Origin of the sequence: Stenotrophomonas africana (assembly GCF_013004645.1) — a bacterium.
In the GTDB taxonomy this organism is placed as follows: Bacteria; Pseudomonadota; Gammaproteobacteria; order Xanthomonadales; family Xanthomonadaceae; genus Stenotrophomonas; species Stenotrophomonas africana.
Window position 1 is genome coordinate 207,737 of sequence record NZ_JABEME010000003.1, and the last position, 22,108, is coordinate 229,844.

General features: G+C 66.5%; 26 protein-coding genes. 20 read left to right on the plus strand and 6 right to left on the minus strand.

Annotated elements, in window-relative coordinates; translation table 11 throughout:
* Nucleotides 1-124 precede the first annotated feature (124 nt).
* Both HLA98_RS07395 and HLA98_RS07400 read left to right on the plus strand, forming a co-directional pair.
* The gene (locus HLA98_RS07395; RefSeq protein WP_057499407.1) at nt 125-865 is read left to right on the plus strand and encodes a DNA/RNA non-specific endonuclease; all 741 of its coding nucleotides are present in this window, start codon (nt 125-127) and stop codon (nt 863-865) included.
* Between the two features lie 104 nt (nt 866-969).
* The gene (locus HLA98_RS07400) at nt 970-1,665 is read left to right on the plus strand and encodes an HAD family hydrolase (RefSeq protein WP_057499408.1); all 696 of its coding nucleotides are present in this window, start codon (nt 970-972) and stop codon (nt 1,663-1,665) included.
* 6 nt (nt 1,666-1,671) lie between these two features.
* Here the strand turns inward: HLA98_RS07400 and HLA98_RS07405 are convergent, their stop codons facing one another.
* Genes HLA98_RS07405 through HLA98_RS07420 form a run of 4 tightly spaced genes read right to left on the minus strand, consistent with a single transcriptional unit; the run spans nt 1,672 to nt 3,734 of the window.
* Nucleotides 1,672-1,917 (minus strand): hypothetical protein, encoded by a 246-nt coding sequence (locus HLA98_RS07405; protein ID WP_057499409.1) that lies wholly within the window; start codon nt 1,915-1,917, stop codon nt 1,672-1,674.
* Complete coding sequence (locus HLA98_RS07410; RefSeq protein WP_049422229.1) at nt 1,914-2,339, minus strand: VOC family protein; 426 nt, start codon at nt 2,337-2,339, stop codon at nt 1,914-1,916. Before HLA98_RS07410 ends, HLA98_RS07405 begins: the two co-directional genes overlap by 4 nt.
* A gap of 10 nt (nt 2,340-2,349) precedes the next feature.
* On the minus strand, nt 2,350-2,811 hold the full coding sequence (locus tag HLA98_RS07415; RefSeq protein WP_057499410.1) for a helix-turn-helix domain-containing protein: 462 nt from the start codon (nt 2,809-2,811) through the stop codon (nt 2,350-2,352).
* The gene (locus HLA98_RS07420) at nt 2,808-3,734 is read right to left on the minus strand and encodes a LysR substrate-binding domain-containing protein (protein ID WP_057499411.1); all 927 of its coding nucleotides are present in this window, start codon (nt 3,732-3,734) and stop codon (nt 2,808-2,810) included. The genes HLA98_RS07415 and HLA98_RS07420 overlap by 4 nt, the downstream gene beginning before the upstream one ends.
* A gap of 91 nt (nt 3,735-3,825) precedes the next feature.
* On the opposite strand from HLA98_RS07420, the gene HLA98_RS07425 reads away from it, so the two are divergent.
* The 4 genes from HLA98_RS07425 to HLA98_RS07440 all read left to right on the plus strand — a co-directional run bounded on the left by HLA98_RS07425 (nt 3,826) and on the right by HLA98_RS07440 (nt 6,646).
* On the plus strand, nt 3,826-4,866 hold the full coding sequence (locus HLA98_RS07425) for a hypothetical protein (protein WP_057499412.1): 1,041 nt from the start codon (nt 3,826-3,828) through the stop codon (nt 4,864-4,866).
* The gene (locus HLA98_RS07430; protein WP_057499413.1) at nt 4,863-5,744 is read left to right on the plus strand and encodes a TolB family protein; all 882 of its coding nucleotides are present in this window, start codon (nt 4,863-4,865) and stop codon (nt 5,742-5,744) included. The genes HLA98_RS07425 and HLA98_RS07430 overlap by 4 nt, the downstream gene beginning before the upstream one ends.
* Nucleotides 5,745-5,811: 67 nt before the next feature.
* A complete protein-coding gene (locus HLA98_RS07435; protein ID WP_057499414.1) occupies nt 5,812-6,348 on the plus strand; it encodes a GFA family protein in 537 nt (178 codons plus the stop codon).
* Entirely contained in the window at nt 6,341-6,646 is a 306-nt protein-coding gene (locus HLA98_RS07440; protein WP_057499415.1) for a DUF6958 family protein, read from the plus strand. Before HLA98_RS07435 ends, HLA98_RS07440 begins: the two co-directional genes overlap by 8 nt.
* On the opposite strand, the gene HLA98_RS07445 is transcribed toward HLA98_RS07440, so the two are convergent.
* Complete coding sequence (locus HLA98_RS07445) at nt 6,647-8,002, minus strand: sigma-54 interaction domain-containing protein (protein WP_057499416.1); 1,356 nt, start codon at nt 8,000-8,002, stop codon at nt 6,647-6,649. It abuts the gene before it with no gap.
* Between the two features lie 398 nt (nt 8,003-8,400).
* On the opposite strand from HLA98_RS07445, the gene HLA98_RS07450 reads away from it, so the two are divergent.
* From HLA98_RS07450 to HLA98_RS07515, 14 genes are all read left to right on the plus strand, one after another.
* Nucleotides 8,401-8,931: a FapA family amyloid fibril periplasmic chaperone gene (locus HLA98_RS07450; protein WP_057499417.1), complete on the plus strand. Its 531-nt coding sequence runs from the start codon at nt 8,401-8,403 to the stop codon at nt 8,929-8,931.
* Entirely contained in the window at nt 8,928-9,545 is a 618-nt protein-coding gene (locus HLA98_RS07455; RefSeq protein WP_057499418.1) for a FapB/FapC family functional amyloid domain-containing protein, read from the plus strand. Before HLA98_RS07450 ends, HLA98_RS07455 begins: the two co-directional genes overlap by 4 nt.
* 45 nt (nt 9,546-9,590) lie before the next feature.
* Nucleotides 9,591-10,913 (plus strand): FapB/FapC family functional amyloid domain-containing protein, encoded by a 1,323-nt coding sequence (locus tag HLA98_RS07460; RefSeq protein WP_057499419.1) that lies wholly within the window; start codon nt 9,591-9,593, stop codon nt 10,911-10,913.
* A 98-nt stretch (nt 10,914-11,011) separates the two neighbouring features.
* On the plus strand, nt 11,012-11,716 hold the full coding sequence (locus HLA98_RS07465; RefSeq protein WP_057499420.1) for a C39 family peptidase: 705 nt from the start codon (nt 11,012-11,014) through the stop codon (nt 11,714-11,716).
* 13 nt (nt 11,717-11,729) lie between these two features.
* On the plus strand, nt 11,730-12,479 hold the full coding sequence (locus HLA98_RS07470) for a hypothetical protein (RefSeq protein WP_057499421.1): 750 nt from the start codon (nt 11,730-11,732) through the stop codon (nt 12,477-12,479).
* Between the two features lie 49 nt (nt 12,480-12,528).
* Nucleotides 12,529-13,839: a transporter gene (locus tag HLA98_RS07475; RefSeq protein ID WP_057499422.1), complete on the plus strand. Its 1,311-nt coding sequence runs from the start codon at nt 12,529-12,531 to the stop codon at nt 13,837-13,839.
* 158 nt (nt 13,840-13,997) lie between these two features.
* Nucleotides 13,998-15,137 (plus strand): SPFH domain-containing protein, encoded by a 1,140-nt coding sequence (locus tag HLA98_RS07480; RefSeq protein ID WP_057499423.1) that lies wholly within the window; start codon nt 13,998-14,000, stop codon nt 15,135-15,137.
* A 20-nt stretch (nt 15,138-15,157) separates the two neighbouring features.
* Nucleotides 15,158-16,510: a hypothetical protein gene (locus HLA98_RS07485; protein WP_057499424.1), complete on the plus strand. Its 1,353-nt coding sequence runs from the start codon at nt 15,158-15,160 to the stop codon at nt 16,508-16,510.
* Nucleotides 16,507-16,764 carry a hypothetical protein gene (locus HLA98_RS07490; RefSeq protein ID WP_057499425.1) on the plus strand — a complete coding sequence of 86 codons (258 nt, stop codon included), beginning with the start codon at nt 16,507-16,509 and terminating at the stop codon, nt 16,762-16,764. The genes HLA98_RS07485 and HLA98_RS07490 overlap by 4 nt, the downstream gene beginning before the upstream one ends.
* Before the next feature lie 197 nt (nt 16,765-16,961).
* A complete protein-coding gene (locus HLA98_RS07495) occupies nt 16,962-17,546 on the plus strand; it encodes an AprI/Inh family metalloprotease inhibitor (RefSeq protein WP_057499426.1) in 585 nt (194 codons plus the stop codon).
* A gap of 69 nt (nt 17,547-17,615) precedes the next feature.
* Entirely contained in the window at nt 17,616-18,575 is a 960-nt protein-coding gene (locus HLA98_RS07500; RefSeq protein ID WP_057499427.1) for a cation diffusion facilitator family transporter, read from the plus strand.
* A 72-nt stretch (nt 18,576-18,647) separates the two neighbouring features.
* Nucleotides 18,648-19,283, plus strand: coding sequence for a DNA-3-methyladenine glycosylase (locus HLA98_RS07505; protein ID WP_057499428.1), 636 nt, complete (start codon nt 18,648-18,650; stop codon nt 19,281-19,283).
* Nucleotides 19,283-19,477 carry a hypothetical protein gene (locus HLA98_RS07510; RefSeq protein WP_057499429.1) on the plus strand — a complete coding sequence of 65 codons (195 nt, stop codon included), beginning with the start codon at nt 19,283-19,285 and terminating at the stop codon, nt 19,475-19,477. Before HLA98_RS07505 ends, HLA98_RS07510 begins: the two co-directional genes overlap by 1 nt.
* A gap of 120 nt (nt 19,478-19,597) precedes the next feature.
* Nucleotides 19,598-21,316, plus strand: a complete 1,719-nt coding sequence (locus HLA98_RS07515; RefSeq protein WP_057499430.1) for a sensor domain-containing diguanylate cyclase — start codon at nt 19,598-19,600, stop codon at nt 21,314-21,316.
* Here HLA98_RS07515 and xth read toward each other — a convergent pair whose 3' ends face one another.
* Nucleotides 21,317-22,108 (minus strand): exodeoxyribonuclease III, encoded by a 792-nt coding sequence (gene xth / locus HLA98_RS07520; RefSeq protein WP_057499431.1) that lies wholly within the window; start codon nt 22,106-22,108, stop codon nt 21,317-21,319.

Sequence of the window (22,108 nt, forward strand, 5' to 3'; positions counted from 1 at the left end):
GCCTGTCATCGCGGCCACGTCTCACCGCAATCCGTAGCACCCGTCTCCGCAACGTCCCCCATGACTTCGCCTCGGCCCGGTCGTGGCGGACGGCTGCGCCCTGAACTTCTGCTGGAGAACCGCAATGCGCCTTGCAAGCCTCTTCTTCGCATTCGTCCTCAGTGCCTTCGCTGGCGCTGCCCAGGCCCAGGTCGTCACCCTCAACAAGGGCGGCTTCGTGCTCACCTACGACTGCAGCATCCACAGCGCCACCCGCTACGAGTACACGCTCACCGCCGACACCGGCACGGCCGCGCGCCCGTCCAGCTTCTACAAGGATCCGGACCTGCCGGCAGGATGCCTCGGCCAGACCAGCACCGCCTCCTACGCCAGCATCAAGTCCGGCTATGACCGTGGCCATCTGGTCACGTCCAATCACATGGACTACAACGCGACCTACATCCGCCGCGCCAACTACATGACCAACATCGTTCCGCAGGTGTCCAGCTTCAACCAGGGCATCTGGGTGAAGGCAGAGAACGTGGCCGAGTGCTACCGGGACATCGCGCCAGTGGATGTCTATGGCGGCGTGGTCTACGGCGACGCCTCCAACGACTACTTCCTTTCCAGCCACGGCATCCCGACACCGGAGTTCTTCTGGAAGACCATCATCACCCGTGACCCGAACACCGGCACGGCCAAGGCGATCAGCTGGATCATTCCCAACGAAGCGAATCTGGGCAGCCTGGACAACTACCTGGTGACCATCGCCGATCTGGAGGAGCTGCTGGGTGCGAGCTACGTCGCGATCAACGCACCGGCTTCGCTGAAGAACATGCTGCCGGCCAGCACCTGGCCGCAGCCGGCGGGCTGTGACCTGGGCTGACCGGCCTGCCGGGAATGGGTGGCACCCGGTCCGGGTGCCACGCAAGTATGGCTGTGGGAAAATGGCGGGCAATTGCGCCACCGCATTGCCCCCTGGAGCTGTAGATGTCCCGTTTCCCCTTCGATGCCGTGCTGTTCGACTGCGACGGCGTACTCGTCGATTCCGAACCGCTGGTCGCCCGCGTTCTCTCGGAAATGCTGACCGCACGCGGCTGGCCGCTGACCCCTGCGCAGGCGGGTGAAGTCTTCCTCGGCCAGTCCGTGGCCCATCTGGCTGGCCTGATCGCAGAGCGCACCGGCAAGCCCTTCACCGAGGAATGGCTTGAAGAATTCCGCCAGCAGCGCAACCGGGCACTGGAACGTGACCTTGAAGCGATCCAGGGGGCGCCCGAGGCCGTGCGTGCGATCGCTGCGGCCACCGGCGGGCGGATCGCATGCGCCTCCGGCGCCGATCTGCTCAAGGTGAAGCTGCAGCTGGGCAAGGTCGGCATCCTCGATGCCTTCGGCCCCCATGTGTTCAGTGGCCAGGACATGCCGCGCACCAAGCCGCACCCGGACGTGTATCTGGCCGCTGCTGCTGCGCTGGGCGTGGACCCGACGCGGTGCGCGGTGATCGAGGACACCGTCACCGGCGCCACTGCGGGCGTTGCCGCAGGCGCCACCGTATTCGGCTTCAGTGAGGGTGGCCCGCACCACAGTACGCCCGAAGCCCTGCGCGCTGCCGGTGCAAAGGTGATTTTCCAGCGCATGGACCAGCTGCCGGGGCTGCTTGCCGCCTACGCGGTGGACGCCGTCGCCTGACCCTGCTCAGCCCGCAGTGCCCAGTGCGGCGCTGCGGCGCTTTCCGACGTAGTACAGCGCGAACAGGTACAGGCCGGTGAACAGCTGCAGGAACAGCGGCGGCAGCGGCGAATAGGTGATCCACGCCGCAGGCTCGCCCTGCCCCAGCCCGCGCGCCACGAAGTTGGCGATCACCGCCAGGGTGAACACGATCAGGGTGAACACGATCGAGGTCCAACGATGCACGGGCCGTGCCCAGCCACCGCGGCTCATTGCCGGCGCCTCGTTTCGGAACGGGCTTCGATCATTTTCCAACCATTGCCTGACGGGTCACGGAATCCGGCGTCGACGGCGCCATAGCGCTCGATCGGCTCCTGGGTGAATTCCACGCCCTGTGCCAGCCATTGCGTGTAGCGCGCCTGGCAGTCATCCACGGCCAGCACCAGGGGCGGCATTGCGCCTTTGGCCACCAACTGCTGCAGCGAAAGCGCGGTAGCGGCATCGTGGGTGGGCGGGCCTGGCACGAACAGGCCCAGCTGGAAACCGTCCTGGCCCGGGCTGCGTACCGTCAGCCAGCGGTAGCTGCCATTGCGTACATCGGTATGCACTTCGAAGCCGAGCTTGCCGACGTAGAACGCCAGCGCCTCATCCTGGTCGCGCACATACAGGCCGACCGTGTTCACAGTGTTCGTCATGGGACCTCCCTCAGGTGGGGGCCACGTTAGCAATCGCCTCGCGGCGGCGCTTCTCCAAAACTGCGATGTTCAGGTCCGGGCGCTGCGCGGCGCGTGCATGGCATTCCGGCACGCAGGCCGACGCCGCCTGGCCTGCACGCTCACGCTCACGCACATTGCCTGGGCTGTCGCCGGTGATGTCACGGAAGATACGGCCAAAGGTGCCCAGGCTGCTCCACCCGGTCTGCGCGGCGATTTCGGTGACCGGCAGGTCGGTGTCACGCAACATCGCCACGGCCCGTTCGATGCGCCGGCTGAGGAGATAGCGGTGCGGTGGCAGCCCGAAGGCCTGTTTGAACGAGCGGGCGAAGTGCGCCGGCGACACCGCACTGACCTCGGCCAGGCGCGCGACTGGCCACTCTTCGTGGCTGGCGCGGTCCATCCGATCCTTGGCGCGCAGCAGGCGCCGCAGCAGTTCGGGGCTCTGGTTCATGGCATCACCGCCTGGGCCAGGTAATGGCGGCCCGCATGCCGCGCCTCAGCGGCCTGCTCGACCAGCCAGTCACGCAATGCAATGACCTTGGCACTGCCATTTCGCGCCGTGGGTGCCACGAACCAGAAGCTGCGACCGTCGCAGGCGACCCCCGGATGCGCCTGCACCAGCCGCCCGCTGTCCAGCTCGGCCTGGAACAGGATCGGCGAACCCATGGCGATGCCTTGCCCGGCGATCGCGGCGCCGACATCCAGATGCTCGACGGCAAAGGGCGTGACGAAACTCTCCGGTGCCGGCGGTGGAATGTGCCCGTGCGCGGCAAACCACAGGGACCACCAATCCGGTCGCCCGAGCAGGGGAATCTCCAGCGCGGTGCTGCCCAGCCCACGCGCCGCCGGCAGCAGCGCTGGCGCGCACAACGGGGCAAAAATGCTGGGGAACAACGGCGTGGCCTTCAGCCCAGGCCACTCACCATGCCCGTTGCGGATGGCGGCATCGAAGTGGCCGGCGGCCAGATCCTGCGGCGCTGCCGACAGGTCCAGTTCCAGCACGAACTGCCGGTGGCGGGCGCGGAACGTGCCCAGCCGCGGCGTCAGCCAGCTGGTGCCCAGCGTCGGCAGCACGGACAGGCGCAGTCGCGTTGCATCCATCTCAGCGGCGCGCATGAAGCTGGCGCGTAATGCATCGAATGCCCGGGTGGCCTCCTGGGCGACGCTGGCACCCGCCACCGTCAGTTCCACGTGCTGAGCGTGGCGCAGGAACAGGCAAGTGCCGGTCTGGGCCTCCAGCCGCCGCACGTGGTAGCTCACCGATGCCGCACTGGTGTCGAGCTCCTCGGCGGCACGCGCGAAGCTGCCCAGCCGCGCCGCCGCCTCGAAGGCACGGATGGCGGCAAGCGATGGCAGCTGGCGTTGGGTGACCATAAGTGTGACTTAGCCTGAGCCCCGATATCTGCGTGGTCAATCCCCCTGGTACGCGCAACGATGGAGGCACCTTCGACAGGGGATCACGCACATGGATCGACGGCAGTTCCTGGCCACCCTGGCCGCCTCGGCGGCGTCCACTGCCCTGCCCTCCGGGTGGGCCCTGCCCAGCCACAGCGAAGACTGGAAATGGTTGCAGGGCAACTGGCAGGTCCGGCACCGACGCCTGAAGGAGCGCCTGGTCGGCGATACCCGCTGGGAGTCCTTCACTGGTTCCAGCGCGGTCTGGCTCACCCTGGGAGGACTCGGCACCATCGATGACAACGTCATGGCGCTGCCTTCGGGCCCCTACAGGGGCCTGGGCGTGCGTGCATTCGATCCGGTGTCTTCCACGTGGTCGATCTGGTGGATCGATGGCCGCAACCCTGCCCATATCGAAGCCCCTGTGCGCGGCGCTTTCAAGGGCGATGCCGGCAGCTTCCGCGGCACCGACCGGATCGACGGGCGCCCCATCGAGGTCTGGTTCCGTTGGCATGACATCCACGGCGAGGAGCCGTGGTGGGAACAGGCGTTCTCCGACGATGCCGGTGCGCACTGGGAAGTGAACTGGCGCAACTGGTTCCGCCGCACTGCTGCGCTCCCCTCTCCGCTTCCGAAGCTGCCGGATGCGCCGGGCGATTTTGATTTCCTGGTGGGCCATTGGAATGTGCGCCATCGTCGCCTGCGCGCTCGGTTGGCAGGCAGCGATGCGTGGGACGCGTTCAACGGCACCCTGCACAACTGGCCGGTCCTGGGAGGATTCGGCAACGTGGGTGACAACCTGATGGACATGCCTGGAGCGCCGCTGCGCGGCATGGGCATCCGCGCCTGGAATGCGGCGGAGCGGCACTGGCTGAGCTGGTGGCTGGATGGCCGGGAGCCAACACGGATCGGCGCGCCACTGCGCGGTGGTTTCGAGGCCGGTGTCGGCCGCTTCTTCGGCGAAGACCAGCACGACGGACGAGCGATCCAGACGCGGGTGATCTGGTCACGCATCACCCCGCGTTCGGCGCGCTGGGAACAGGCGGCTTCGATTGATGGTGGGCGCAGCTGGGAAACCAACTGGGTCAGCGACTTCGAGCGACAGGCATGAAGGCACTGCTGGCCGTGATGCTGCTGGTTGCTGCGTCGCCTGCCGCGTCTCCATCAAGGGTGCTGCGGATCGTCGGCCCCGCCGAGCGCTTTGCCCCGGGCGTTGCATCCACGCAATACGACGAGATTCGACTGACCTTGAGCCCGGACGGGAAAACCGCACTGTGGTTCAGCCGCAACCGGCCTGGCGGTCCGGGCGGGTATGACATCTGGGTCTCCCGCAACGATGGGCAGCGCTGGCGGCCGGCGACGCCGGTGCCGTTCAACACGCCGGGGCGCGACTTCGATCCCGCCTTTTCCGCCGATGGCCGCGTGGTGTATTTCTGTTCGGATCGCGCAGGCGGCCAGGGCGGCGACGATCTGTATCGGGTCAGCATGGGGAGCGACGGTCGATTCGGGGAGCCGGTCAATCTTGGCCCGGCAGTGAACAGCGCGGCCGATGAATTCGCGCCGATGCTCTCGCCGGACGCAGCCACGCTGCTGTTCTCCAGCGATCGCGCAGGCGGTGCGGGTGGCCATGACCTCTACGTCGCAGCGATGGTCCGTGGCATGGCGCAGCCGGCACGGCCGCTGCCGGGAGACCTCAATACCGCAGCGCAGGAGTTCGATGCCACCTTTCTGGGCGACGGCCGGACGCTGGTGTTTGCCCGCGCCCTGGACTTCGGCAGTGCACCGGTGCGCCAGTTCATTGCTTACGAGCGTGGAGGCCGCTATGACGCGGGCCATGCATTGCCCTCACCCATGAACGAGGCCTCCGGCGACAGCTACGGCGCGATGCTGGATGGCTCGCAACCCGACACCTTGACCTATTCGGCGCGGCGCGCGGACGGTGCAGGGCTGGACCTGTATCGCGTCCGCTACCGCATGCAGCGCCCTTGAAGTCGGATGTTGTCGATATTCGGCGCCCCGGTTCGTCAAGAGGATGAAACCCCAGGAGAAAACGCAGATGGCCTCCCATCAATCCCTTGCCTGTACCTGCGGCCAGGTGCGCCTGACCACCACCGGCAGTCCTATCGCCACCGTCGAATGCTGCTGCGACAGCTGCCGCAAGGCCGGCGCCATGCTGCAGTCGATGCCCCGGGCACCGGCCGTACTGGGCCCGCACGGCCAGACGCTCTTCGTAATGCACCGCAAGGATCGCGTCAGCATCGATGCCGGGCATGCCATGCTGCGCGCGTTGCGGTTGTCCAGCAGGGGCGGCAGCCGCCGCGTCGTGGCGGGATGCTGCAATACACCACTCTTCCTGGAGTTCAGCGGCGGCCATTGGCTGAGCCTGTATGGCCTGTTGTGGCCGGCATCGGCAAGACCCGCCGTGGAGATGCGGACGATGGTCAGTGATCTTCCTGATGCGTCTGTCCTTCCCGACGATGTGCCGAACCTGGAGACCCGGTCGCTGCGGTTCTATGCCCGGTTGATGAAGGCGTGGGTCGCCATGGGCTTCCGCAGCCCACGCATCGAAGTCGCGGGAGATACCCATGTCTGAGCCCGAGCGGATCGAGATCGAGAGCATCACCACGCCCGGGCACATCCATCGCGTGGATCGTGCCAAGTATCTCGCCATGCGCCATGCCTTGCTGCGGGCCCTGCCTGCGCAACCGCCCGGCCTGACCGTTGCGCAGGCAAAACAGGCACTGCTGCCACATCTTCCCGCCGCCCTGTTCCCGGCAGGTGCCACCGCCGGCTGGTGGTTGAAGGCCGTGCAGCTGGACCTGGAAGCCAAGGGCGTGATCGAGCGCGTCGCGGGCAAGCCGTTGCGCCTGTTCAAGCACCTGGCCGGTTGATCAACGCTGCGCAGGCAGCTCCAGCCGGTGCTTGCGGCACAGGCGATACACCGTTACCCGCGATATCTGCATCTGCCGCGCGCACTCGGAGACGTTGTAGCCGGTCTGGCGCAGGGTCTGCAGCAGCACATCGCGCTCGGCCTGCCCCCGTGCATCGTGCAGCATCGCCGCGGGCAGGGCCGCCGCCGATGCGCCCAGTTCCAGGTCACGCTCGCTGATCAGCTCGCCTTCGGCCATGATCGCTGCACGCTGCACACGGTTCAGCAGTTCGCGTACGTTGCCGGGCCAGTCGAAGCGCCGCATCGCCTGCAGCGCCACTGGCGAGAAACCACGTGCGCGCACGCTGTGGCGCAGCCGGAAGCAGCGCAGGAAGTGCTCGGCCAGCAGCTGCACGTCGGCACCGCGCTCACGCAACGGTGGCATCAGCAGGCGCAGCACGTTCAGACGGTAGTAAAGATCGCTGCGGAACCGCCCCTGCGCCACCGCGTGTTCCAGTTCGACGTGGGTCGCGGCAAGTACCCGCACGTCTGCGCGCAGCGGCTGGCTGCTGCCCACGCGCTCGAAGGTTCCCTCCTGCAGCACGCGCAGCAGACTGGTCTGTGCTTCTGCCGGCAGATCGCCCACTTCATCAAGAAACACCGTTCCGCCATGGGCTGATTCGAACACACCGATCTGCCGCTTGTCGGCACCGGTGAACGATCCACGTTCGTGGCCGAACAGCTCCGACTGCACCAGGTTGGCCGGAATCGCACCGCAGTTAACCGCAATGAAAGGCCTGCTGGCGCGCCCCGACAGCGCATGCAGCGCGTGTGCGGCCAGCTCCTTGCCTGTACCGGTTTCACCGGTGACCAGCACCGGAAGCTCCACCGGCGCAAACTTGTGCAGCACCGCGCGCACCGCATGCAGCGCAGGACTTTCTCCAATCAGGGCACGTGGTCCCTGCCCACCACAGGCCTCATCGATCGACGGATCATCCGCATCGAACTGCTGGCGCATCGCGCAGACCAGCTCCTGCAGCCCGAATGGCAGGGTGAACCTCCCCTGGCAGCGCGCCAGCAGCGGCAACCACACCGGAGGTACAACACCTGCACCGGGTGGAAGCACCGCCAACCAGGGTAGATGCAGATGCTGCTCCATCCAGGAGGTGAGCAACTGCAATGCCATTGAATCCAAATGGCGCAGATCGAGTACGGCGAGCAATCGATCGCGCCCACGCAGGCCAATCGCCATGGCGGGATCGGGATGGATGCTGCGCACATACCAGCCCGCTGCCGCCAGCGCACCGCGTTCGTTCGCCAACGGCTCGCCAAACCAGAGCACGCAACGTGACGTAGAAGCCTCCGGGACCGCTGCCATGCTTCCCCCAGCATCCGGACACCGTCGGCGGACTGTCAGGCAAATCGCCGGCGTGCCGCCCTCCCGCCGGGACCTCTACGGCCGCCTGGGCGGCCTTTGTTGGGCGGATCCTAGCGCTTCCCTAAACGGCGACGCAATGAGCAGTGCGTCAAGGAATTCGAGGCTGAAGCGGCACCGTTGCAGACGGCGACGCCACCTGTAACACCGATGCGACAGTCGCCCGCCGCCCTTGCCCTGCGGTGCCTGGGGCTTCGAAATCCCAACAATTCCGCGACGTGCCTGTAACAGCGTGGGAGCAGCCCGGTCAGGCACTGCATGGTCCCCACGTTGGCGGGTGGGCACTTCGCAGTTGGCACGGTTGATGCGTGGTTCCGCCGCACCCATCGCGGGAGATCGGCATGGACGGCACCACCCTGATTCGCGGCCTGGCCGCAGCGCTGGCAATGGCCCTGCTGTCGGTTGGCGCCGACGCGTCCGCATCGGGCGCCCGCCAGGGCGTGAAGGCACAACCGGGCGAAATCGTCCTGCTGAGGGACGTCTCGGCGCGGCCGGCCTATCGCATGGCACCGCCGGGCATGGCGCTGATTGCCGACCCGAAGCCAGAGCGCGAGATCGCCACCGCATTGGGCGCCGGCGGCACGAAGACCGGCATGGACGAGTTGAGCGATGAGGACTATGCCGGCATGGGTGCCGGCCAGGCAGCGTCCATCGCGGCGACGGGTGGAACCACCGTTGAACGCGTCACCCAGCAGGCCCTGGGCGGGACGCTTGGCCGCGGTGGCGACGGCATGGTCGGCAGCAACCTGGGGGGCGCCATGAGCGGTCCGCTCGGTGCGGTCGGCAGCAGCACCCGCGGTATCGCCGATACCGTGCGCGGCGCACTGGCCCAGTTCCCCCTGCAGGGCACGGCCCCGGCAGGTGGAAAATGAAGGCCCTGCACGGGTTGCTTCTGCTGCTCGCTGCTGCACCCTGGGCGACGCGGGCCGATGACTACAGCGGCATGCTCGCCTATCTCGACGTGGCCCGCATCGACGGCCACGCACTGGCCGGGGCGAATGGCGCCATCGCCGTGAACCAGGCCGCCGGCGACCTCAACGTGCAGGCCAACCTGCGGGGTATCGCCAAGGGCGATCGCGCCGACGTGGCAATCAACACGCGGCAACTGCAGCAGGGCAACCGCGTGCTGTCCGGGCCGCTGCAGGCCACTGCATTCGTTGGCGGTGACGTACTGGCCGGTGCCAGTGGCATCGCATCCATCAACCAGGCCAGCGGCATCGCCAACACGACGCTCAATGTCGTCAGCGCGACGCTGGCCCGACAGGGCATACGCGAAACCGACGATACGGCCTTGGCCGCCGAGGGTTCCGCGTTGGCAGGGGGGCGGGACGACACCGGTCGCGGCGTCGCGACGGGCATCCGCAGCGCCGGTGTAGCCAGCACCGCGCTGCGGGGATTCGACGGGGTCCTGCAACTCAATCAGATCGCGGGCAACGGCAATGACACGGCCAACGTACTGGGCCTGGTCGTGCAGGACCGCCCGTGACAACCACCCAACCGATGCACCACCTGATGAGAGAGAGAGGGCACCATGAAAGCGACCGTCAAACAGACCATGCTCGCCATGGCGATTGCCACTGCCTCGACCGCCGCTGCGGCCAATGGCTGGGACAACCAGAACGCCAACGCGAACATCAACCACAACCACACCGTCAGCGAAACCCGCAACGACACGCACAACCACACCGACAACGACGTGCGCAACCGCACCGTCAACGTCAACGTCAATGTGCAGAAGCACAGCAACATCCAGGCCGACGAACGCAAGGAAAAGAACAACCACGGCGTCGACGTGAACCTGGAGAAGGACCTGCGGCTGAGCACCGACATCAATTTCTCCGGCGACCCGAACATCACCGGCGACATCGACCTCGACTCGGCGGCCATCGCCGTGATCGACAACCGCCAGTCGATCAGCAACAACGCCACCAGCAACAGCCTGGTCACCAACAGCGCCTCCATCGGTGACAGCGTCGGTGCCGGCGCATCGGGCAATCTCGGCTTCAACGTGGTATCGGGCGACAACAACGCGCAGGACAATGCCGCGTCGCTGTCCGCTGCCGATGCGTCCTTCAGCTTCGGCATGGCCGACGCCGAGGTGTTCGTCAACCAGGCTGGCTTCGGCAATGCCACCATGAACTCCGGCGTCACCAACGCCGCAGGCCTGGGCGGCAATGCCTTCGGCGGCGCGTCCGGCAATATCGGCGTGAACATCGCTTCGGGCAACAACAACGAGCAGAAGAACGCGCTCGCGGCCTCGGTAGCGACCACGGCGGTGGCGCAGTCGAGCATCAGTTCGAACCAGGTCTCCACCGGCAACACGGTCAGCAACGCCGGCTTCGTGCAGTCCTACACCGATACCGTGCAGGTCGGCATGCGTGGCGGTGTCAGCGGCCTGACCCTGGCCTATGGCGCGGGCACCTACCGCGGCACCGGCAACGCCTACCAGATGGCGAACTACTATCTGGACACCTGGAATGGCGAACTGCCGCACCCGGGTGGCAACAGCACCGGCCACATCGACCTGGACAACCAGATCCAGAACGCCACGATGAACCCCAACCGGCCGGGGGTGGGCGGCCTGGGCTTCGATACGCGTGAGAGTGGCACCAGCCAGTTCGTCGAACTGGGCGTGGCCGACCTGTATGCCAGCCTCAGCGGCACGGTCAGCACCACGCGCTGGGTGAACGTCAACGCGACCAACACCTCGGCATTGTCGGGCAGCGCCTTCTCCGGCGCCTCCGGCAACATCGGCGTGAACGTAGCTTCCGGCACCGGCAACCTGCAGGCCAACAGCCTTGCCCTGGCAGTCGCCCAGCCCAGCACCGGCGGTGGTGGTGGCAGCGGCGAGTAAGCGCAACACCCCGGCCGTCCGCCAATGGCCGGGTTCCCGGGAGCCCCTGTTCCTCCTCCCCCTTGGGACAGGGGCTCCCCCTGCTGCCGGAGAACGTGATGATCCGTTGCCGTCTTTCGATGTGCCTGCTCGCCTGCCTGTTGCTGCTGGCCGCTGTTTCCGCGTGGGCGGGCGACGTGCGCTTCAGTGGGGTACTGCCCAATGGTGCGCTGCTGCAGCAGAAGGTGGAGAGCATGCAGGAGCGGCGCTACCGCAGCGTGGTGCGCCAGCACACCGATTACAGCTGCGGGGCAGCCGCACTGGCGACCATCCTGCGCCATGCCTATCACCTGCAGACCGACGAAGCGACGGTGATCGAAGGAATGATGGGGGTCTCCGATCCAGCACTGGTGGCAGAGCGCGGCTTCTCCCTGCTCGACATCAAGCGCTACGTGGAATCGCTGGGCATGCGTGGCCGGGGCTACCGCATCGACGAGACACGACTGCGCACCCTGCGCGTGCCAGGACTGGTGCTGATGGATGTGCGCGGCTTCCGCCACTTCGTGGTGCTCAAGCAGGTCCGCCAGGGAGTCGTCGAGGTGGCCGATCCGATCCTGGGCAACCGCAGCCTGGCACTGCCCGAATTCTTGGCGGCCTGGCCATCACGTGCGGTCTTCGTGGTGATCGGCAGTGATTTCGATCGCAACACGGTCCTGCTGCAACCCAGCGAACGGCCCAGTGCCCGCGCGCTCTACGCGCGACAGGGGCCGATCACCGATGCCGAACTGGTCGACTTCGGCTTCAGCCACGCCGACCTGTTCTGAAGGAGGTTCCGCCATGTTCCGCCACCGTCTGTTGATGGTCCTGCTGCTGGCCTGCCCCACCCTGCCCCTGCAGGCGGCGGACGCCGCGCCCGGGCGCGGCCTGAAGGAGATTCCGGATCCCGAACTGAACCTGATGCGTGGCCGCTACACCGTGGGCGGCAATACCGTCGCCTGGTTCGGGGTGACGATGGTCTCGCAGTGGCAGGCCAGCAACGGAAGCGTGCTGCAGGGTGCGTTGACCTTGGGCATGGACTTCCGCGGTGGCGGCAGCCCGAAACTGAGCTTCCAGCCCAGCGTGCACGTGACCGCCGCAGATGCGCCGCTGCCGGACACGCAGGGTCGCCACGTCGACAGCAGCGGCCTGGCCAACGCCAGCGGTCTGGTGCAGAGCGTGCAGGTGGCCGGCGATGGCAACGCCGCCCGCAATGCGACCACGCTGGTGGTACGCAATGGCGCGGTGCCGGCCCTGTCAGGTGACGGTGCCCATTCGCTCAGTGCACAGGGCGCAGGCGTCTCGGCCTCCGCAGTGCTGGAGGGCAACCAGGCACGCCTGCAGCTGCAGGTGGATGGCCAGGGCCTGGTCCAGCAATGGATACGCAACGGCAGCGTCGGCCAGGGCATCGCCCTGGCCGGTGACGGCCAGATCGCCAGCAACCAGCTGCGGCTGGAACTGGTGCGGGATACCGCGGGCGGCAACCTGCCGTTGAGCCAGAACGTGGCCCAGGCGATTGCGATGAACCGCGGCATGGGGCCGGGCCGGTAGCACCACGGCACGGCGTTGGGGGAAGCGTTCCACAACGCAGGACACGGACATGCACACCTTGATGAGGATCACCCCGTTGGCGCTGGCGGCGCTGGCGGGCACCGCCCTTGCTGCACCGCCGACGCCTGACGACGGCCCCGATGTGCAGGCCCTGGCCAACCAGCTGGAACAGCTGAAGGCCAACTACGCGCAGGAAGTGCGGCGGTTGCGCGAGCTGGACATGCAGGTGCAGGCCATGCAGGCGCGGTTGAGCGGGCGTGCGGGCGCCACTGGGCCGGCAACGGCGGCGGCAACCGGCACGGGCACGGCAGTCGAGCATGGCTCGACTCTACAGACGTCGCCGGGCAGCGAAGGTTACGCCAGCAGCGCCGCCGAGGCACAACAGGCCAGGCAGGAGTCGCGGCGCAGCGTGGACGACGTGAAGCAGCAGCAATCGGCCCTGTTCTCCCGTCGCTTCACCATCGAGAACAGCCTCACCTACGCCCGTTACGACCGCAAGCAGCTCACCCTCAACGGCTTCCTCGCGTTGGACGCCATCTTCCTCGGCAACATCGCCATCGAGAACGTGGAGTCCGACTCACTGACCTACAACGTGGCGGCCCGCTGGGGCGTCAGCCCGAACCTGACGCTCAATCTGGATGTGCCTTATCTGGCGCGGCGCACCGTGTACCAGAAAGGCGGCGCCGGCGGTGCAGCGGCCGCCATCGCGCAGGAGCAGACCAACGGCAACGGCCTGGGCGACATTGGCCTGAGCGCGAACTACCGGCTGTTCGGCGAACGCGGCTGGCGCCCGGAGACCGTGCTTACGGCCGGTGTCACCGCCCCCACCGGGCGCGCACCCTACGGCCTGGACTGGAAGGTGATCGAGCGCGATGACGATGACTACATCCGCTTCGCCGTGCCACGCGAGCAACCCACCGGCAATGGCGTATGGCAGGCCAACCTTGGCCTGTCGATGGTGAAGACCGCCGACCCGGCCATCCTGTTTGCCAACATCGGTTACGTGCACTCCATCCCGCGCGGCTTCAGCGACATCGACAGCAATCCCGACACGGTCAATCCGGGCGACGTGAAGCTGGGCGGCTCGGTGTACTTCGGCGCAGGCGTGGCCTTTGCGTTCAACGAGCGGACCAGCCTGAGCCTGTCCTTCAGTGACCGCATCAGCGCCCGCGCCTCCACCCGCTTCCAGGGCGGCAAATGGATGAAGGTGATCGGCAGTGACGCCAATGCGGCGTCACTGAACCTGGGCGTGACCTACGCGTTGAACCAGCACACCACGCTGGTGACGCTGCTGGGCATCGGGCTGACCCCGGACGCGCCGGACTTCACTCTCGCCTTCAAGATCCCGTACATGTTGTAGCGACAGCGCCGGGCCCGGCCCGGCGCTGCGCTGCGCAGGGCATGGGCATGGGCACGGCGCGGATTCATCTTCCGGCACCACAGCAGTCCCTGCCCGCTGCTATATTCAGTCCAGCTCGGCAGGCATGGTGCCTGCCCTCGAATCACAGGGAGTTGGTCATGGGTCTGGTACAGGCGGTGAAGGGTGCGGTAGGCGGTGTGCTGGCCGACCAGTGGAAGGACTTCTACACCGTGCCGGCGGGCCTGCCGTCGACGGCCGCCCTCTTCGCGGCGGTGCCGCAGGGCACCAACGCCGGCCGCGGCTCCAACACCAGCGGCTCGTCCAACATCATCACCAACGGCTCGAAGATCATCGTGCCGGAAGGCTACGGCCTGCTGCTGTTCCAGGACGGCGCGATCACTGCGTTCGTCGCCGAACCGGGTGGCTATGAATGGCGTTCGGACGATCTGAACTCGCAGTCGATCTTCGCCGGCGACGGCCTGGTCAGCACCTTCATCAAGCAGAGCTGGGAACGCTTCAAGTTCGGCGGCCAGCCGGGCTCGCAGCAGGCCGCGTATTTCGTCTCGCTGAAGGAACTGCCGGACAACCGCTTCGGCACCCAGTCGGAAATCTACTGGGACGATGGTTTCCTCAATACCCAGGTCGGCGCGGTCACCCGCGGCTCGTACACGCTGAAGATCGTCGACCCGATCCTGTTCGTGAAGAACTTCGTGCCGGCCAGCTATCTGCGGCCGGGCCAGGTGTTCGACTTCACGGATCTGGACAACGCCGCCGCCAGCCAGCTGTTCAATGAAGTGGTCGGCTCGCTGGCCCCGGCCTTCAGCCTGTATACCAACGATCCGGGCAAGGGCAACCGCATCACCAAGCTGCAGCAGGACTCGCTGGGCTTCGCGCAGAGCCTGTCGGCCGCCGTCGAGCAGGCTTACCAGTGGAAGTCCGACCGCGGCCTGGCCATTGTCAAGACCGCCATCGTTTCGATCGAGTACGACGCCAACACCCGCGAACTGCTGAAGACCGTGCAGCGCGCCGACGCGCTGTCCGGTTCGCGCGGCAATTCCAACCTGCAGGCCAGCGTCGCCCAGGGCATCCAGTCGGCCGGCGAGAACGGCGGTGCGGCGGGTCTGGTCGGTGTCGGCATGGCCTCGGGCATGTTCGGTGTTGGCGGCATGCAGCAGCCGGCCACCCCGGCTGCCGACGATCCGGTCGCCAAGCTGAAGAAGGCCAAGGAAATGCTCGATCTGGGCCTGATCACCCAGAGCGATTACGACGCGCTCAAGGCCAAGGCACTGGGCCTGTAACAGCAGGACGCACACCCAACATGTCCGATCCCCGAAACGGCCCAGCGCCGCTGCCCGGATCCGCGCCCGCGACGCCGCCGCCCTTGCCGGCGGCGTCGTTGGATGGGCCCGGTTCGCCGCAGGACGTCCCTCCCCTGCCCGGCAGCTTCCCGCTGGACACCTCGAAGCTGCCACAGGCCATCCGCGATGAAGTGGAAGCGCCCGATCCTGTGGCCATCGATACGTCGGCCAGCGAGCTGAAGGACGGCCTCAACCGCTGTCCGAAGTGCGGCGCCACCGACATCCGGCCCAAGGCCGGTACCGACATCCTCGTCTGCCTGTACTGCCGTCACGAATGGCACGGTGCGCGGGTCGAGGAGGAATTCGGACTGGGCGACGCCATCGACCAGCTGCGCGGTACGGTCATTGCCTCTGGTGCGCGTGACATCGATGCCGACACCTCGGCACTGATGACGTTCAAATGCACCGGGTGCGGCGCCGAAGTCACGGTCAATACCGAGAGTACGATGACGGCGCGCTGCCACTGGTGCCGCCATGTGTTCGGCGTCAACGAGCAGATCGCCAACGGCGCGGTGCCCGATGCGGTGCTGCCCTTCCACATCAAGAAGGACGATGCGGTCGCGCGCATCCGCCAGTTCGTCGACAAGCGCCGCATGTTCGCGCTGAAGGCGTTCAAGGACCAGTTCACCCCGGAAAACGTGGTGGGCGTGTTCCTGCCCTACATGATCGTCGACAGCAATGTCAGCGCGGCCGTGGCCGGCAAGGGCGAGATCAAGACGCGTGAGTACACGGTGGGCAGCGAGAAGAACAAGCGCACCCTGTATGACGCAGACGTCTACCAGGTCGAACGCCAGGTCGACTTCACCGTCGATGACCTGCCCCTGGAATCCTCGGCCGAGCGCGGCAATCTCGATACCCGCGCCAATACGAACAACATCATCAACACCATCCTGCCGTTCGATACCAAGAACGCCGTGAAGTGGAACGCCTCGTACCTCGCCGGCTTCACTTCGGAGAAGCGCAACCTGGATGTCGAAAAGCTGCGGCCACGGCTGGAAGACCAGCTGCTGTCCATTGCCCGTGCACAGGTGGAAGGCTCGGTGAAGCGCTACAACCGCGGCGTGCGCTGGGAGCAGGAACAGCTGGAAGTGCACGGCACCCGCTGGGTGTCGATGTACCTGCCGGTGTGGTTGTATTCGTACCACCAGCCCGGCAAGAACGGCGGCATGCTGCACTACATCGCGGTGAACGGCCGAACCGGCGAAACCATGGGCAGTGTGCCCGTGCAGCAATGGAAGATGCTGCTGGCGGCACTGGCCACCGGCACCGTCATTGAAGCCCTCGCAATTGCCTTCCTGGTGGCATCGACATGAGCGACGACAGTGGCCTCTGGCTGTTGGCGGCAGGACCAGCCGGCGCAACCGCGCTGTACTGGGCGCTGTACCGCTATTACCGCAACACCGACAAATCGCATTCCTTCGAGCACGAGACCGCGATCGAGGCCAAGCCGGTCACCGGCTCGGACCAGCAGGTGGGCCGGGTTACCGGCACCGAGGAGAAGCGCATCCGCGGTGACAACGTGTATGAGTACCGGAAACGGGTGGTAAGGGTGAAGCCCGAAGAATAGAGCAAGGCCATGCCTGGCTGCGGGCGGTGCCGGGCGCTGGCCGGCTCTCCTTTGACGCCCAGAGACCGAAGAAATGCCGGCCAGCGGCCGGCACTACCCGTCAGCTCTTCACTGGCCTGCCTCAGGGCGCACCCTCACACCGTCTCCCACCCCACCGGTTCGATACTCGCGCGATCCCCCCTTCCGAGGATCCTGCGATGGCTGCCCTGCTTGCCCGTAGCTGCCTGTCGGCGCTGTGCTTCCTGGCCCTGCCTGCCCTGGCCCAGGACGCCTCGTTCGGCTTCGGCGAACAGACCACCCGCACCGACCAGACCACGCAATCCAGCAGCACCCAGACCCAGAGCAGTAGCGCGGTGACCACCCAGACCACCACCAGCGGCAGCTCGCAGTCCGAATCACGCACCGAAAACAAAGAGATCGACGTGGGCTTCGGTTTCCACGACGACAACGACGACTGGAGCCATGACCGCCACCGTGGCGGCCGCGATGTGCGCGACAGCGATCTGTTCGGCAGCTGGACGCTGGGCCAGGAGAACGGCAATACCTGCACCATCGAGCTGAAGAACATGGAGTGGTTCGGCGGCTACAGTGCCTACGTGCCCGCCGGCTGCCCGGACGGCTTCTTCTCGGCCAACCGTTGGGTATTGTCGGGCAACCAGCTGCTGCTCACCGATACCAGCAACACCGTGTTCGGGCGCTTCCGCGCGTCAGGCGGTGGGCGCTGGACGGGCTACCGTGAATCGGATGGGGCGCGTTTGTACCTCAATCCCAAAGGGCGCTGATCGCGCCGTGCACGCAATGGGCACGCGCTGATCGGGAAGATCAGGCGTCCGCCTCGCCCCGCCGCCGACATGTCCGCTCCCACCGGTTCCCGTCTGGTCATCTATGCCGCCCTCGCGGGCAACCTGGCCATTGCCATCGCCAAGTTCATCGCTGCCGGCATCTCCGGCAGCTCGGCCATGCTCAGTGAGGGTGTGCATTCGCTGGTCGACACATTGAATGAACTCCTGCTGCTGTACGGGCTGCGCCGTGCCGGCAAGGCGCCGGATTCCCTGCATCCATTCGGCTACGGCCGCGAGCTGTACTTCTGGAGCTTCATCGTCGCCCTGCTGGTGTTCGCCGCCGGCGCCGGTGTTTCGGCCTACGAGGGCATCCAGCATATCCGCCGGCCGGAACCGGCCACCAACCATGCACTGAGCTACAGCGTGCTGGGCATCTCCATCCTGTTCGAGGGTGCCTCCTGGTGGGTGGCGCTGCGCGAGTTCCGGCGTACCAAAGGCAAGCTTGGCTACTTCGAAGCCTTCCGCCGCAGCAAGGATCCTTCCACCTTCACCGTACTGCTGGAAGACAGCGCTGCGTTGCTCGGGCTGGGCTTCGCGTTGATCGGCCTGGTGGCTGCGCAGGCGCTGGATATGCCGGTGCTTGATGGTGTGGCGTCGCTGTGCATCGCCGGCGTGCTGGCCGCAACCGCCTTCCTCCTGGCCCGTGAAACCAAGGGCCTGCTGGTTGGAGAGCCGGCCCACCCGGCGGTGGCCCAGCGGATCATGGCGGTGGCGGAAACTGATCCGGACCTTCGCCGCGCGAACGGCGTGACCACCATGCAGATGGGACCGGAACAGGTCGTAGCCATGCTCAGCGCCGAGTTCGAGGATGACCGGAAGACGCCCCAGATCGAGGCGTGCATCACCCGCATCGAAACGGCGGTGAAGCGCGAGTATCCGGAACTGGTGGCACTGTTCATCAAACCGCAGACACCCGAGGTCTATGCCGCCCGGCGCGCCGCGCTGGCTGCACCGCCCGCGCCGGAATGACACTGCGTCTGCGCCCGTTTCACCAGCCCAATGCCACAGTGCCACCAACATTTGCCCGAGCCTGCCTCTACCGTGCCGGATTGGTTGCCCGCCGCTCTTCAGATCCTCCCGCGCAGCTTCTACCGGCGCCCGCCCGTCGAGGTTGCGCCCGAGCTGCTCAACAAACTTCTGGTCCGTGACGATGGCCGAACGGGTCGCATCGTTGAAGTCGAAGCGTACGCGGGCAGCGTCGATCCGGCGGCGCATTCCTATCGCGGGCAGACGCCGCGCACGGCCAGCATGTTCGGTGAGGCCGGGCACCTGTATGTCTACTTCACCTACGGCATGCACTGGGGCAGCAACGTGGTCTGCGGAGAGGTCGGTGAAGGGGTGGCGGTGCTGCTGCGGGCCGTCGAGCCGCTGGCGGGCCTTGAGCGAATGCACGAACTGCGCCCCGCCGCGCGCCGGGACCACGATCTGGCCAGCGGCCCCGGCAAGCTCTCGCAGGCATTCGGGCTGGACCGCAGTTTCGACGGTGCCGACCTGGTGACTGGCAGCCACGGCATTGTCATCGCCAGCGATGGCGTGCAGCCCCCGGAGGATCCAGTGGTCGGGCCCCGCATCGGCATCAGCCGCGCTGTTGATTTCCCCTGGCGGTGGCACATCCGTGATCACCGTCACGTATCGATCCAGCCACGTCGCGCTTCCGCCCCCGCGAGGAAACGATGATGACCCCGCTCGACAAACCACTGCGCCGCGAACTGGACATTGATGGCCTGCCCTATACCCTCACCGTGGACCCTGAAGGCCTCAAGCTGGTTGAGAAGGGGCGACGCAAGGGCATCATCCTACGCTGGCAGGACCTGGTATCCGGAGACGCTGCGCTGGCCGCCGCCTTGCAGGCATCGCTCCAACAACACTGAGCCGGCGCGCCCACCTCACATCGGCATCACCCCGCCGTGGCGATACATAACGGCGCGCGCACTAGCGTAGCGCCAGACAGCCGCCGCAACCGCCCTCGCCACCCAGCCCTGAAAAGCGCCATGGACGAAGCCGAACGACTGCTCGAAATCGAACGACTGCATCTGCTGGATACGCCCCCGGAGCCGGTGTTCGATGCCATCGTCGCGGCGGCCCGCGCCGCGACCGGCCTGACCATGGGGCTGATTACCGTGGTGGCCGAAGACCGCCAATGGTTCAAGGCCAACATCGGCCTGGAGGGCGTCAGCGAAACGGCGCGCGAGATTTCATTCTGCACTCATGCCATACGCCAGGACGAGCTGTTCGAGATACCCGACGCGCGTCAGGACCCACGATTTTCCACCAATCCACTGGTCACCGGTGGGCCGCGCATCCGCCACTACGCCGGTATCCCTCTGGGTTCGGCCCATGGTGCACGCATTGGCACGCTGTGCCTGCTCGACCCGATGCCCGGTGTGCTGTCGCCCTCGCAGCGCGAACTGATGGTTCACCTGGCACGGGTCACCACCCAGGTGCTGGAACAGCGCAGCACCCTGATGGCGCAGGTTGCCCAGGCCAAAGCACTGCATCGCGAGTTGAAACGCAGTGAAGACTTTCTGGAGCGCACAAACCGCGCGGCGCGGGTGGGCGGCTGGGAGATGGACCTGCTCACCAACGAAGTGCGCTGGACCCGCGAAACCAAGCAACTGCACGGCGTGCGCAGCAACTTCGAGCCCACGTTGGAGACCGCACTCTCGTTCTATCGCGAGGACAGCCGCAACATCATCCAGGCGGCGGTACAGCGTTGCATCGACGAGGGGATATCCTGGGAAGTTCAGCTACCGATGACCACGGCCGACGGGCGCGCGATCTGGACCCGGGTGGTCGGCAGCCGGCAGCAGGTCGATGGCCGCCCGCGGCTGGTCGGGGCGATCCAGGACATCACCGAAGAGCGCGCCGCGCTGGATGCGCTGGAAGCCAGCGAGACGCGCTACCGCCGCCTGTTCCACTACAGCCTCGGCCTGATCTGCACACATACGCTGGACGGCACATTGACCTCGGTGAATCCGGCGGCGGTGCAGTCGCTGGGCTTCGAGGAAAGCCAGATGATCGGGCGCAGTCTGTGTGACTTGATGCCGCCGGAAAAACGCGAGGGTTTCAAGGCCTACCTCGCCCGGATCCAGGCCAACCACACCGACGCTGGCGTGATCGAGCTGATTGCCGCCGATGGTACGCGTCACTACTGGGCATACCACAACGTGCTCGACAACGAGGCCACTCCGCCCTATGTGCTGGGACATGCCCAGGACGTCACCGCGTTGCGGATGCAGGAACAGCAGCTGCGCGACATGTCCTTCAAAGACCCACTCACGCAGTGCTACAACCGGCGTTACCTGCATCGGCTGGATGAACTGATTGGCGAGCGCTGGGCCTGCGTGATGTTCGATCTGGACCATTTCAAGCACATCAACGACACCCAGGGCCACCGCCGTGGCGACGCTGTCCTGGTCGAGTTCGCCACCTTCCTGCGTTCACCCCTGGGCAAGGACGAGACTGTGGTACGGCTGGGGGGTGACGAGTTCATGGTGGTGCTGGTCGCGCCCGCGCATGGCCGGTTGAGCCAGCTGGAGCATTGGTACCAGGACCACGCCGCGCGCGCGCCCTGCGCGTTCTCGATGGGTGCGGCCATCAACACGCCCGGCGAGCCGGTGGCCGACACCATCCAGAAAGCGGACAGCCGCCTGTACCGCACCCGCGCACGGGTGCGCCGCGAGCGACGCGAAGACCCGGCCGCACGCTGATCACGCTCTGACGGTCACCCAGACCGGCGCGTGGTCGCTGGCCTTTTCCTGCAGACGTACCCAGCGGTCGACACCGGCGTCCTTCAGTCGCTCCGCCAGTACCGGATTCAACAGCAGATGATCGATGCGCAGCCCACGGTCGCGCTCGGCATGCTGGCGGAAATAGTCCCAGAAGGTATAGATCGTGGCGTCTCCGTGCACCTTCCGCACCGCATCGGTCCAGCCCTGCGCCAGCAGTCGTTCAAAGGCTTCGCGCACCTCTGGCTGGAACAGCGCATCGCGGCGCCACGACTTGGGATCATAGACATCGGCATCTGTGGGAATCACGTTGAAATCACCCAGCAGCAGCGCCGGGTGCGGCAGCTCAACCAAGCTGCGTGCATGCCGGGTCAGGCGCTCCATCCAGCGCAGCTTGTAGTCGAACTTGGGCCCAGGCTGCGGGTTGCCGTTGGGCAGGTAAAGGGCACCCACGATGACGCCGTGCACTGCCGCCTCCAGGTAGCGGCTCTGGGTGTCCTTGGGCTCGCCCGGCAATCGGCGGCGGCTCTCGACCGGTGTAGTCCCTCGGGCAAGCAGAGCCACCCCGTTCCACCGCGCCTCACCCTGCCAGAGCGCGCCGTAGCCAGCCTCTTCCAATGCCGCAGCCGGAAACGCGGCGTCGGTCGCCTTCAGTTCCTGCAGGGCAACCACGTCCGGCGACTCCCTGTGCAGCCAGTCCAGCAGCTGTGGCAGGCGCGTGCCGATGCCGTTGACGTTGAACGTCGCAATACGAAGCGTTTTGCGGCGGGGCAT

What these genes read in the sequence shown, in the direction of transcription:
- HLA98_RS07480 (WP_057499423.1), top strand. Translation starts at nt 13,998, where the DNA reads ATGGGTCTGGTACAGGCGGTGAAGGGTGCGGTAGGCGGTGTGCTGGCC.
- HLA98_RS07475 (WP_057499422.1), top strand. Translation starts at nt 12,529, where the DNA reads ATGCACACCTTGATGAGGATCACCCCGTTGGCGCTGGCGGCGCTGGCG.
- HLA98_RS07410 (WP_049422229.1), bottom strand. Translation starts at nt 2,339, where the DNA reads ATGACGAACACTGTGAACACGGTCGGCCTGTATGTGCGCGACCAGGAT.
- HLA98_RS07500 (WP_057499427.1), top strand. Translation starts at nt 17,616, where the DNA reads ATGTCCGCTCCCACCGGTTCCCGTCTGGTCATCTATGCCGCCCTCGCG.
- HLA98_RS07470 (WP_057499421.1), top strand. Translation starts at nt 11,730, where the DNA reads ATGTTCCGCCACCGTCTGTTGATGGTCCTGCTGCTGGCCTGCCCCACC.
- HLA98_RS07450 (WP_057499417.1), top strand. Translation starts at nt 8,401, where the DNA reads ATGGACGGCACCACCCTGATTCGCGGCCTGGCCGCAGCGCTGGCAATG.
- HLA98_RS07420 (WP_057499411.1), bottom strand. Translation starts at nt 3,734, where the DNA reads ATGGTCACCCAACGCCAGCTGCCATCGCTTGCCGCCATCCGTGCCTTC.
- HLA98_RS07395 (WP_057499407.1), top strand. Translation starts at nt 125, where the DNA reads ATGCGCCTTGCAAGCCTCTTCTTCGCATTCGTCCTCAGTGCCTTCGCT.
- HLA98_RS07490 (WP_057499425.1), top strand. Translation starts at nt 16,507, where the DNA reads ATGAGCGACGACAGTGGCCTCTGGCTGTTGGCGGCAGGACCAGCCGGC.
- HLA98_RS07515 (WP_057499430.1), top strand. Translation starts at nt 19,598, where the DNA reads ATGGACGAAGCCGAACGACTGCTCGAAATCGAACGACTGCATCTGCTG.
- HLA98_RS07425 (WP_057499412.1), top strand. Translation starts at nt 3,826, where the DNA reads ATGGATCGACGGCAGTTCCTGGCCACCCTGGCCGCCTCGGCGGCGTCC.
- HLA98_RS07435 (WP_057499414.1), top strand. Translation starts at nt 5,812, where the DNA reads ATGGCCTCCCATCAATCCCTTGCCTGTACCTGCGGCCAGGTGCGCCTG.
- HLA98_RS07445 (WP_057499416.1), bottom strand. Translation starts at nt 8,002, where the DNA reads ATGGCAGCGGTCCCGGAGGCTTCTACGTCACGTTGCGTGCTCTGGTTT.
- HLA98_RS07430 (WP_057499413.1), top strand. Translation starts at nt 4,863, where the DNA reads ATGAAGGCACTGCTGGCCGTGATGCTGCTGGTTGCTGCGTCGCCTGCC.
- HLA98_RS07495 (WP_057499426.1), top strand. Translation starts at nt 16,962, where the DNA reads ATGGCTGCCCTGCTTGCCCGTAGCTGCCTGTCGGCGCTGTGCTTCCTG.
- xth (WP_057499431.1), bottom strand. Translation starts at nt 22,108, where the DNA reads ATGCCCCGCCGCAAAACGCTTCGTATTGCGACGTTCAACGTCAACGGC.
- HLA98_RS07400 (WP_057499408.1), top strand. Translation starts at nt 970, where the DNA reads ATGTCCCGTTTCCCCTTCGATGCCGTGCTGTTCGACTGCGACGGCGTA.
- HLA98_RS07455 (WP_057499418.1), top strand. Translation starts at nt 8,928, where the DNA reads ATGAAGGCCCTGCACGGGTTGCTTCTGCTGCTCGCTGCTGCACCCTGG.
- HLA98_RS07440 (WP_057499415.1), top strand. Translation starts at nt 6,341, where the DNA reads ATGTCTGAGCCCGAGCGGATCGAGATCGAGAGCATCACCACGCCCGGG.
- HLA98_RS07510 (WP_057499429.1), top strand. Translation starts at nt 19,283, where the DNA reads ATGACCCCGCTCGACAAACCACTGCGCCGCGAACTGGACATTGATGGC.
- HLA98_RS07405 (WP_057499409.1), bottom strand. Translation starts at nt 1,917, where the DNA reads ATGAGCCGCGGTGGCTGGGCACGGCCCGTGCATCGTTGGACCTCGATC.
- HLA98_RS07465 (WP_057499420.1), top strand. Translation starts at nt 11,012, where the DNA reads ATGATCCGTTGCCGTCTTTCGATGTGCCTGCTCGCCTGCCTGTTGCTG.
- HLA98_RS07485 (WP_057499424.1), top strand. Translation starts at nt 15,158, where the DNA reads ATGTCCGATCCCCGAAACGGCCCAGCGCCGCTGCCCGGATCCGCGCCC.
- HLA98_RS07460 (WP_057499419.1), top strand. Translation starts at nt 9,591, where the DNA reads ATGAAAGCGACCGTCAAACAGACCATGCTCGCCATGGCGATTGCCACT.
- HLA98_RS07415 (WP_057499410.1), bottom strand. Translation starts at nt 2,811, where the DNA reads ATGAACCAGAGCCCCGAACTGCTGCGGCGCCTGCTGCGCGCCAAGGAT.